This window comes from Shigella sp. FC1544, from assembly GCF_001722145.1.
GTDB classification, from domain to species: Bacteria; Pseudomonadota; Gammaproteobacteria; order Enterobacterales; family Enterobacteriaceae; genus Escherichia; species Escherichia coli.
The window spans coordinates 1-269 of the sequence record NZ_MECT01000516.1 but is presented as its reverse complement, the minus strand read 5'-3'; the positions used below and the strand labels follow the sequence as shown (position 1 = coordinate 269).

Sequence of the window (269 nt, the reverse complement as noted above, 5' to 3'; positions counted from 1 at the left end):
AGCAGCGCCCATACCCGACGATAACCATACGTGGGCAGCTCTCCGATAACATGGTGTATACGGAGAAGCACATCCGTATCATCAGTGTGACGACTGCGGCGGCCATCCATCCAGTCATCGGTTCGTCTGAGAATGACGTGCAACTGCGCACGCGACACCCGGAGACAACGGCTGACTAAGCTTACTCCCCATCCCCGGGCAATAAGGGCGCGTGCGCTATCCACTTTTTTGCCCGTCCATATTCAACGGCTTCTTTGAGGAGTTCATTT

1 pseudogene is annotated in these 269 nt (G+C 55.0%); it reads right to left on the bottom strand.

The features are described 5' to 3' along the window. Positions 1–269 (bottom strand): annotated as a pseudogene (locus BGK49_RS19220) (IS3 family transposase); the annotation flags it as partial.